Here is a 9,383-nt window from a genome sequence, read left to right on the forward strand (position 1 = left end):
GATATACAGCTTGCCCAGTGTCTCGAACACGACCTGCCGCCCGTCGGGCGACACGGTGGCAAAGCGCGGCATCCTGGTCGTGAAGTCTGCCTGTCCGACCGGAATCTGCGGGTGTGGCGCGGTCGCGACGGCGCGGGTGTCACGCACGCGGAACGGTATCTGCCGCGCTTCGCCGCTTTCGACATTCACGCGGTTCAGCTTGCCGCCCGCCCAGAACACGATTTCCCGGTCGCCGGGCATCCACGCCATGTTGGGATAGACGCCGGTGACGGCCCAGGTTTCCTGAACATCCTGATCCAGCGCATCATACACCTTGCGCTCGACCCCGGTTTCCAGGTCACGGACATACAGTTTCGACCGCGTGGCTTCGCGCCGGACAAAGGCGATCTTCTTGCCGTCGCGCGACGGCTGGGGACGGACCGATCCGCCATTGCCCGACACCGCCGTCGTCGTCTCACCCGTCGCCAGATCGACCTGTTCGATATGGAACAGGTCGGTGTTCGAATCCTGCGCGTATTCAAAAATCGGACCCGGCGTGACGTTGCGCGTGAAGTAAACCGACTTGCCGTCGGGCGCGAACACCGGCTCGCCCAATTCCTTCTGGTGCTGTTCGTCGGGGCGCTTGACCAGCTTGACCCCCGCCCCGCCCGATACGTGATACATCCACACTTCCCCGGTGCCGAGCGAGCGGCCGGTCGTGAAATGCTTCTTCGCGACGATGAACTGGCCGTCGGGCGACCAGCTGGGCTGGTTGAGGAGGCGGAAATCCTCCTTGGTCACTTGCCGCTTGTCGTTGCCATCGGCGTTCATGATCCAGATATTGTCACCGCCGCCCCGGTCGGAGGTAAAGGCGATGCGGCGGCCATCGGGCGAAAAGCGCGGCTGGACTTCCCATGCCAGCCCCTCGGCGATGCGCGTCGGCGTGCCGCCCGCGATCGGCATGGTGTAAATGTCGCCCAGCAGGGTGAAGACGATGGTCTGCCCGTCGGGGCTGACATCGACATCCATCCAGCTTCCCTCGTCGGTGTCGATCGTCGCCTGACGCAGCTCGGCGCCCGGCGGTGCGCTGACGTCCCATTTCGCTGCCTTGTCGGTCGGCGCAGCAGGCGCGGCGGTCATAGCGGGGGCGGGGGCGGTTTGCGGCTGGGGGAGCTGGTCGGCATTGCGTTCAGGCCGGCGCGCCTCGTTCTCAGGCGCCTCGGTCGCCTCCACCGGCGGCTGTTGCGGTGGCGGGGTCTGGGCGTAGGCGGCACCCAGCGCGAGCGACAGGGCGATGAGCGAGACAGCGGTGCGGTGCATGGATAGGCTCCCCGACAGGATCGTTATTTGGTGACGTGCGTAACCGTCACCGAATCGAAGGGCAATGATGCAGGCCGACGATCCCCATAATCTCAACCGCTTCCTCATGGCGCAGGCGAGCACCTGGCCCGCCGCGCTGGCGGAGCTTCGCGCCGGGCAAAAGCGCAGCCACTGGATGTGGTTCGTTTTTCCCCAGATCGCCGGGCTGGGGCACAGCGCCATGGCCCGCACCTATGCCATCGCATCGTTGGTCGAAGCGCGCGCCTATCTGGCGCACCCGCTGCTGGGTGCGCGATACCGGGAGGGCGTCGCCGCGCTGATGACACACGCCGGTCGGTCGGCGGCGGCAATCATGGGCGATGTCGATGCCATGAAGCTGCGCTCATCCCTGACCCTGTTCGCGGCGGCGGGGGAAGAAAGCGCGGACGCGGCACTGGCGCGATTCTTCGACGGTCCCGATCCGGCCACGACCGACCGGATCGGGTAACACGTCAGGGTCTGGACAGGGTGAAGCTGTCCACGTCGAGATAGCCGCCATTCGCGCCGGGATTGTAACAGGACAGGCCGAATTGCTGACCCTGAAACGTGCCGGTGCGCCAGTCGAACATCAGCGGCACCTCGCCACCCAGCGGCGTGAAACGGCGGCCATCCTCGCTGAACGACAGCGCCGCCTTGTCGGTGGTGAAGTCCAGATCGGCGCGCAACCACAGCCGCGTGGCCGTTACCGGACGGGCGGCGACGCGCACCTCGGTCTTCGGCCCGTCGATGGTCGACTCAACCAGCCGCACCGACAGCGCCCGGCTGCCGTCCGGCTGACCGATCACATCGATCCGGCCGTTATATTTGCCGAAGGTGCCGAAACCGCAGACATCGCCCGGTTTGATCCCGCGCGTATCGATCAACACCTCGCCCCGGCTTTTCGGCGCCTGCGCCTTTTGCAGCAGGGTGTTGCGCGCAAACCAGAGCTGATCGGCCTGTGTGGCGCTCAGCCGCAGCCAGCCGGGCCGCGCAGTCAACGACCATTTCACATCGACGGGATTGTGGTTCCACTGCCACTGGCGACCCAGTGCCGTGCCGCTGAAATCGTCCGACGATGGCGGCTGCATGACCGGCTGACCCTGAATCGGCTTGCGCGCGCGCGCGGGCACGCGGCCGGGTGCGTCGGGCGTTCCCCAGACGGGCCAGCCGTCCTTCCAGAACACCGGGCTGATATTGGTCACGCGCCCGATCGCGCCCGCATCCAGCATGATGAAACCATAGTCGCGTCCGTCGGGCAGGTCGACGATCGCGCCCTGATGCCCGCCGGTCGTGTCGTCGATCTGCGGCTTGGTCTCCCACGGCCCGTCCAGCGACCGCGCGCGGCTGACCGTCAGCGCCAGTTTCGACGGGATGGCGTTGAACAGATAATACCAGCCGTTCCGCTTCAGGATCTTCGACCCCTCCGCCCCCTTGTTGTAATAGATCACCCGGCTGGCGGTGATGCGCGTCAGGTCCTTATTCAGCGTGTTCAGCGTCACCGTGCCGTCGCTGCCGATCGATGTCGCCAGATAGGCGGTGCCGTCATCGTCAAAGAACAGCGCCGGGTCGAACGCTTCCCGGTCCAGTTCTGCATAAGTCCAGGGACCGCGCGGGTCGGTGGCGCGATAGATGCGCGTCTTCAGCCCGACCGGCGTGACTGCGACGTAAAAGGTGCCGTCGCGATAGCGCAGGCTGGGGGCATAGATACCGTGCTTGTAGGCGCCCCCTTCCTTCAGGTCATATTTCGCCAGCCCCTCCAGCCGGGGCACCAGGTGCGAGATGATGTCCCAGTTCACCAGATCGCGCGAATGCAGCATCGTCAGCCCGGGCACGTTCACGAACGTCGTGCTGACGAAATAGAAGTCACCGCCGACGCGGATGATGTCGGGATCGGGATAATCGGCATTCAGCGGCGGATTGGCATAGGTGCCGTCGCCCTGATCCGACTGCCAGACCTGTGCCGATGCGGCACCCGCCATCAGCGCCGCGCCGATGCCCAGCGAAATGACTGCCTGCCGCATCACTGTGCCCATGCATAGGGGCCGACGACGGTGCCGACAAAGCCGCCTGCCTCGTGCGTGCTCAGGAACTTCGCATCAACGTTGTCCATCAGCGTCCGCTTGGCGCCGCCCACTTCATAATCGAACGCCATCGTGCCGCCGTCGGCGCGGATGTTCAGCGTGACCGGCTGGTCGGTTGCGGGCAGCGGCGCGGATGCCACCATCTGCTCGGCGCCCTTGATGCGGGTAAACAGCGCGATCATCGGCTTGCCGCCGACGCGCGTCACGCCGAAGAACAGGTTGTTCGCGTCATTCTGCATCGCGACCAGTCCGGCGCGGTCGCCATCCTTTTCAGGGGTGAAGCGCACCGTGGTGCCCATGGTCGCGACATGATGCTGCTGACGGCGGCCGACAAAGCCCGGCACGCCCTTCACATCGCCCAGCGCCGCGCCGCCCGCGATGACCAGATCGCCGTCCGTCACCTTATAGAAAGGCGCCTTGGGCGTCCGCACGCCGATCCACTGCATCGACAGCTTGTTGCCGTCGAACTCGTCGACATAAGCGAAGTCGCCATTGGTGGGCAGCGTCGGACGCGGCTGCGCGGGCAGGTTCGGCGCCTTGCCCACGAAGGGAATCTTCTCGCCCTTGGGCAGGATGATCGGCCAGCCGTCCTTCCACTCCACCGGCAGCAGGAACGTTTCGCGCCCGATATTATAGAAATCCTCGGCATAGGGGCGCACCGCCAGGAACGTTGCCCACCAGTCGCCATTCTGCGTCTGGACCAGCTTGGCATGGCCCGCCGAGGTGATCGGATTGGCGCGCGCGGGATCCATGCCGCGCTGGGTCAGGATGGGATTGCCGGCAAAGGGCACGAACGGCCCACGCAGGCTCTTCGACCGCAGCGCCACTTGCGAGTGGTTGACGCTGGTGCCCCCCTCGGCGGCGGTCATGTAATACCAGCCGTCCTTCTTGAAGATGTGCGGCCCTTCGATCCACACCGGCTTTTTGGAGATGTCGACGCCGCCGTTCACCAGCTGCGTGCTTTCCCCCACCATCTTGCCCGCGCGCCAGTCATATTCCTGGATCCAGATTGCGCGGTGGCCGTCATAGCGCGGGGGTTCGTCGGGCGCGCGGTTGTTGACGATATAGGCCTTGTCGCCTTCCCAATAGATTGACGGGTCGATCCCCTCGAACGGCAGCCAGATTGGGTCGGACCATGGCCCTTTTGGGTCCTTGGCCGTGATGACGAAATTGCCCTTACAGTCGACGCAGGTGTTGACGATGTAGAAGGTGCCGTCGTGATACGAAATGTCGGGCGCGAACACGCCGCGCGACACTTCCAGCCCGCTGGTGTCGATCTGTCCCGGCCGGTCGATCGCGTTGGCGATCTGCGTCCAGTTCACCAGATCCTTTGAATGAAAGATCGGCAGGCCCGGATGATGGGTGAAGGACGACAGGACGAGGTAATAATCATCGCCCACGCGCGTCACCGACGGGTCGGGATAATAGCCCGACAGGATCGGGTTGCGATACTCGCCCGGCCCGGCCTGTGCCGCCTCCTGCGCGCGTCCCTCGTAAGTGAAGCGGCTGAACCGCGCGGGTTCCCCGGCATTCGCGGCACCAGCGGCCAGTGCGGCCAGCAACAGGCTCGTTCCAAAAGTGCGGATCATCCCGGTTTCCTCTTCCTCGATCGATCTGGTTATGCCGCCGCGCGCGCGGGCGCGGCGATCAGGGCTGCCGCGATTGCGTCGCGCAGCGGCTTGGGTTGATATTGCGCGTCGTAGGGCAGCGGGCGCTGCGGCAGCTTGTCCGCGCGCGGGGTGAAGTTCTGCAGCCAGCTATAGCGGTCGACCAGTCCCCAGCACAGCAGATGGTCGAGCATGGGATAGGACAGCATCAGGTCCAGATATCCCTTGGCCACCGCCGCCACTTCGGCATCGCGCCGTGCAATGTCGCCGGGCGCGCCGCGATCGTTCACGTCGAACTCGGTGATGAGCAGGCGATAGCCCATGCCCGTCACCTCATCGACAAAGGCACGCCAATCGCGTTCGCGCGCGGCATGGGCGATATCGCCAACGCCGATGTGGCTTTGCAGGCCCAGCGCATCGACGGGTACTTTCTCGCGCCGGAACCGCTCCAGCAGTCGCAACACCCCCGCCCGATGCTTCGCCCCGCCCGCGCCCCATGACATATAATCGTTGTAAACGCGCTGCGCGTCGGGCGCGTGTTCCTGCGCCGCCTCGAACGCGATGCGGATCGCATCGAAGCCCAGCTTGCGCTGGAACAGCGTGTCGCGCAGTTCGCCAGTCTCGTTGTCGACCGTCTCGTTTACCACGTCCCACGAATGCACGCGCCCGCGATAATGCGCTGCCACTCCGCCGACATAATCGCGCACCCATGTCGCCAGCCCGTCGCGCGGGGCGTCGCGATAACGCTCGGTCAGCCAGCCCGGCGTATATTTGGGGTGGTTCCACAACAAGGTGTGGCCGCGCAGCTTCTTGCCATGACCCTGCGCCCAGTCGGCGATGCTGTCGCCGCGCGCGAATGCCGTCGCGTCCGGCTGAGCAGCGATGACATATTGCTTCATCTCGTTTTCCGCGACGATCACGCCGCATTCGCGCTCGACAATCGCCATCATCCGCGGATCGGACAACATGCCTGTCAGCGTGCCGGGCCGCCCCGCCCCCACCGCCGTGCCGAACAATATGCCCTTACGCGCGGCGCGTTCGGCAAGCGAAGGCATCTCGTCCTTCGCCACAAGCCGGGTCATCGGCCATGCCAGCGCCAGCCCGCCCAGCGCGGCGCGCCGGGTCAGCCGCAGCGAAGCGGCGCTCGCCCTGTCACCAGTCGCCGTCCCGTTATCAGGCTCCAGCATCCTCTCTCTCCCCGCACCGAAATCATCGGTTTCGGTGGTAGCGCTATCGCACTATGCGGGCTGATACAATCACTCCGACAAATCGGCACGGTTGACAGCGTCGTCGTAGCGTGAAACTGGCCTGACAACAATGTAAGGCCTATTAGGAGTTTTGACGTGCGGATGGTTCAGACGATGCGCTGGTTCGGGCCGAGTGATCCGGTGTCGCTGCGCGACATCCGGCAAGCGGGCGCGACCGGCATCGTCACCGCGCTGCACGAAATGCCCAATGGCGCGGTCTGGTCGCGCGCCGCCATCGCCGATCGCAAGGCGATGATCCGCGCCGCCGGTCTCGACTGGGACGTGGTCGAAAGCCTGCCCGTGCACGAAGGGATCAAGACCGCCAGCGGCGATTGGGACGCGCTGATCGCGGCCTATCGCGACAGCCTGACCAATCTGGCGGCGAACGACATTCGCGTCGTCACCTATAATTTCATGCCGTTGCTCGACTGGACACGCACCGACCTTGAACATGCCATGCCCGACGGCGCGCTGGCGCTGCGGTTCGATCCGGTCGCGGTCGCGGCCTATGACCTGCACATCCTGAAGCGCGGCGATGCCGCCACGACGACCGATCCCGAACTGGCGGACGCCGCGACGCGGTATTTCAAGGGCCTGACGCCCGAAGCCGTTGCCCGGCTGGAGCGCACGATCCTGGCCGGACTGCCGGGCAGCGAGGAGAGTTTCGACAGCACCGGCTTTCGCGACGCGCTGTCCAGCTATGCCGATATCAACGCCGAACGTTTGCGCGAAAATCACGTCCGCTTTCTGCGCGCGGTGTGCCCGCTGGCCGACGAACTGGGCATCCGGCTGGTCGTGCATCCCGACGACCCGCCCTTCCCGATCTTTGGCCTGCCGCGCGTGGTCAGCACCGAAGCCGATCTGACGCATCTGTTCGCCGAAGTGCCCAACGCATCAAACGGCCTGTGTTTCTGCACCGGCTCACTTGGGGTGCGCGCCGACAACGACCTGGCCGGCATGGTCGAGCGGCTGGGCAGCCGGATCGGCTTCCTGCATCTGCGCTCGGTGGAACGGGAGGCAGGCGGCGCGTTCCACGAAGCCGCGCATCTTGAGGGCAGCGCCGGGATGGCCGCTATCGTCGGCGCCGTCCACCGCCTGTCCCGGCGTGAGGGGCGACGCATTCCGATGCGGCCCGATCACGGGCACCAGATGCTCGATGATCTCAATCGTCGGACAAATCCCGGCTATTCGCTGTTGGGGCGGATGCGCGGATTGGCCGAGTTGCGCGGTCTGGAACGCGGGATCGAATGGGCGACCGATCGGGGCTTGTAACCCCGGTCAGAGACCGCCCGCGAAGCTCAGGTCAAGTTGCTTGGAATTGGCCGGCACGTCCAGCTTGCCGCTGCTGAACGCGACACTGCCATTGGGGCCGAGCTGTCGCATTTCGGGCGTGATCGTCCAGCTATAGACGATGCGGCCCTGCTGATCGCGCAGCTCGGCGCGGATGTCGGGCACCGGCTGGGCATTGCCGCTGGGATTGCTGACCTTGCCCGACACGACGAACAATTCATTGCCGCTGGACAGATAGCGCCGCTCGATCGCGCGTTCGGTGAAGCGTAGCGGCGTTTCGCCGCCGGGCAGCGGCAGACCGAGTTGCGCGGCGATGCCCGGCGCGCCGGTGTAAAGGATCGCGCCCACGCCCAGCAGCATCGTCGCCCCCGCGACCACCGCCGCCATCGTCCAGCGCCGCACGGGATTGCGGGTCGGCTGAAAGGGCGGCTTGTGCGCGAACGCATCGAAACGCGGCTTGTCCAGATCGGGGTCGGTATAATGATAGACGCGCGCCTCGCCGCCATTTCCGGTGCTGTCGCCCGGCATTATCGCCGGGGACGGAGCGGGCGACGGCACATCGGGCACGACAGCGGGCGTGTCGGCGGCAGCTGGTCCCACGACCGGATCGGCCTTGGGCGTGACCGGCGCCTGCGCCACCGGCGGCTCGACCGGGGTGAGCGCCATCACCTGCGGCGGTTGAAACCAGCTATGCTTGCAATGGGCGCATCGCACCGTGCGGCCTTCTTCCCCGATCGCGGTGTCGGGAACGAGGTAGCGCGTGCGGCACTGGGTGCATTCGAGAATCATTTTACGGGCGACTTCAAAACCGGAACCCGACCGGATTGGCCGGGTGGAATCTAAACATGATGCGAGGCTTGCTGGCAAGCACTCGCTTGCTCGGTCCGGCTCAGGCGATCACGCGTTCGCGGTCGAGGAACGTCGCCACCGCCGACAGATCGACATCGCGGTCGAGATAGGTTTCGCCAATCCCGCGCGCGAGCAGGAAGGGCAGCGTCCCGGCCTCCATCTTCTTGTCGTGACGCATATGCGCGACCAGCGTCGCACCCGACGCCTCGACCCCGGCGCTCGCCAGGTCATGGGGCAGGCCGACCGCTTTCAGGTGAGCGACGACGCGCGCGGCGTCGCCGGCATCGCAATAGCCGAGCGCCGCCGAAAAGCCGAACGCCAGCGCCATGCCCGCCGCCACCGCCTCACCATGCAGCAGCCGATCGGAAAAGCCCGTCTCCGCCTCCAGCGCATGGCCGAACGTGTGGCCCAGGTTGAGCAGCGCGCGCCGCCCGCTGGTCTCGCGCTCATCCTCCGCAACGATCCGCGCCTTGGCCGCGACCGAATGGGCGATCGCGACTTCGCGCGCTTCGCTGTCGCCCGCCAGCAGCGCGGCGCCGTTCGCTTCGCACCAGCCGAAAAAGCCCGCATCGTCGATCAGGCCGTATTTCACGACCTCGGCATAGCCCGCGCGCAATTCACGCGGCGGCAGCGTGTCGAGCACCTCAGGGTCGATCAGCACCATCGACGGCTGGTGGAACGCGCCGACCAGGTTCTTGCCCGCCGCCGTGGTGATCGCGGTCTTGCCGCCGACCGACGAATCGACTTGCGCCAACAGGCTGGTCGGCATCTGCACGAACTGGCAGCCCCGCTTGACGATCGCCGCTGCAAAACCCGCCAGGTCGCCGATCACGCCGCCGCCCAGCGCGATGATATGGTCCGAACGCTCGACGCCGAGTTCCAGCAGCCGGTCGACCACCATCGCCAGCTTGTCCCAGCTTTTCGACCCCTCCCCCGGCGGCACGATGATCGCTTCGCTGACGATTCCCGCCGCGCTCAACGCCGCCTGCAAC

Annotated in this window: 8 protein-coding genes; 2 read left to right on the forward strand and 6 right to left on the reverse strand. The window is 65.9% G+C overall.

The window, feature by feature from the left end:
* A partial coding sequence (locus VL973_RS13755; protein ID WP_414712255.1) for a TolB family protein occupies window positions 1-1,299 on the reverse strand: 1,299 nt, incomplete at its 3' end.
* A gap of 67 nt (window positions 1,300-1,366) precedes the next feature.
* Between VL973_RS13755 and VL973_RS13760 the strand changes: the two genes are divergently transcribed.
* Window positions 1,367-1,786: a DUF1810 domain-containing protein gene (locus tag VL973_RS13760; protein WP_325284601.1), complete on the forward strand. Its 420-nt coding sequence runs from the start codon at window positions 1,367-1,369 to the stop codon at window positions 1,784-1,786.
* Window positions 1,787-1,790: 4 nt separating this feature from the next.
* Here the strand turns inward: VL973_RS13760 and VL973_RS13765 are convergent, their stop codons facing one another.
* The 3 genes from VL973_RS13765 to VL973_RS13775 are packed head-to-tail and all read right to left on the reverse strand — an operon-like array spanning window position 1,791 to window position 6,192.
* A complete protein-coding gene (locus VL973_RS13765; RefSeq protein ID WP_325284596.1) occupies window positions 1,791-3,338 on the reverse strand; it encodes a glycoside hydrolase family 43 protein in 1,548 nt (515 codons plus the stop codon).
* Entirely contained in the window at window positions 3,338-4,987 is a 1,650-nt protein-coding gene (locus VL973_RS13770) for a glycoside hydrolase family 43 protein (protein WP_325284597.1), read from the reverse strand. Before VL973_RS13770 ends, VL973_RS13765 begins: the two co-directional genes overlap by 1 nt.
* A gap of 29 nt (window positions 4,988-5,016) precedes the next feature.
* Window positions 5,017-6,192 carry an endo-1,4-beta-xylanase gene (locus tag VL973_RS13775; RefSeq protein WP_325284598.1) on the reverse strand — a complete coding sequence of 392 codons (1,176 nt, stop codon included), beginning with the start codon at window positions 6,190-6,192 and terminating at the stop codon, window positions 5,017-5,019.
* A 162-nt stretch (window positions 6,193-6,354) separates the two neighbouring features.
* Here VL973_RS13775 and uxuA point away from each other — a divergent pair, with 162 nt between their 5' ends.
* Entirely contained in the window at window positions 6,355-7,524 is a 1,170-nt protein-coding gene (gene uxuA / locus VL973_RS13780) for a mannonate dehydratase (protein WP_325284602.1), read from the forward strand.
* Between the two features lie 6 nt (window positions 7,525-7,530).
* On the opposite strand, the gene VL973_RS13785 is transcribed toward uxuA, so the two are convergent.
* Complete coding sequence (locus tag VL973_RS13785; protein WP_325284599.1) at window positions 7,531-8,331, reverse strand: zinc-ribbon domain-containing protein; 801 nt, start codon at window positions 8,329-8,331, stop codon at window positions 7,531-7,533.
* A gap of 100 nt (window positions 8,332-8,431) precedes the next feature.
* A partial coding sequence (gene aroB / locus VL973_RS13790; RefSeq protein ID WP_325284600.1) for a 3-dehydroquinate synthase occupies window positions 8,432-9,383 on the reverse strand: 952 nt, incomplete at its 5' end.

Origin of the sequence: Sphingomonas sp. (assembly GCF_035490575.1) — a bacterium.
Lineage (GTDB): Bacteria > Pseudomonadota > Alphaproteobacteria > Sphingomonadales > Sphingomonadaceae > Sphingomonas.

What these genes read in the sequence shown, in the direction of transcription:
- VL973_RS13760 (WP_325284601.1), top strand. Translation starts at nt 1,367, where the DNA reads ATGCAGGCCGACGATCCCCATAATCTCAACCGCTTCCTCATGGCGCAG.
- VL973_RS13785 (WP_325284599.1), bottom strand. Translation starts at nt 8,331, where the DNA reads ATGATTCTCGAATGCACCCAGTGCCGCACGCGCTACCTCGTTCCCGAC.
- VL973_RS13765 (WP_325284596.1), bottom strand. Translation starts at nt 3,338, where the DNA reads ATGCGGCAGGCAGTCATTTCGCTGGGCATCGGCGCGGCGCTGATGGCG.
- VL973_RS13775 (WP_325284598.1), bottom strand. Translation starts at nt 6,192, where the DNA reads ATGCTGGAGCCTGATAACGGGACGGCGACTGGTGACAGGGCGAGCGCC.
- VL973_RS13770 (WP_325284597.1), bottom strand. Translation starts at nt 4,987, where the DNA reads ATGATCCGCACTTTTGGAACGAGCCTGTTGCTGGCCGCACTGGCCGCT.
- uxuA (WP_325284602.1), top strand. Translation starts at nt 6,355, where the DNA reads ATGGTTCAGACGATGCGCTGGTTCGGGCCGAGTGATCCGGTGTCGCTG.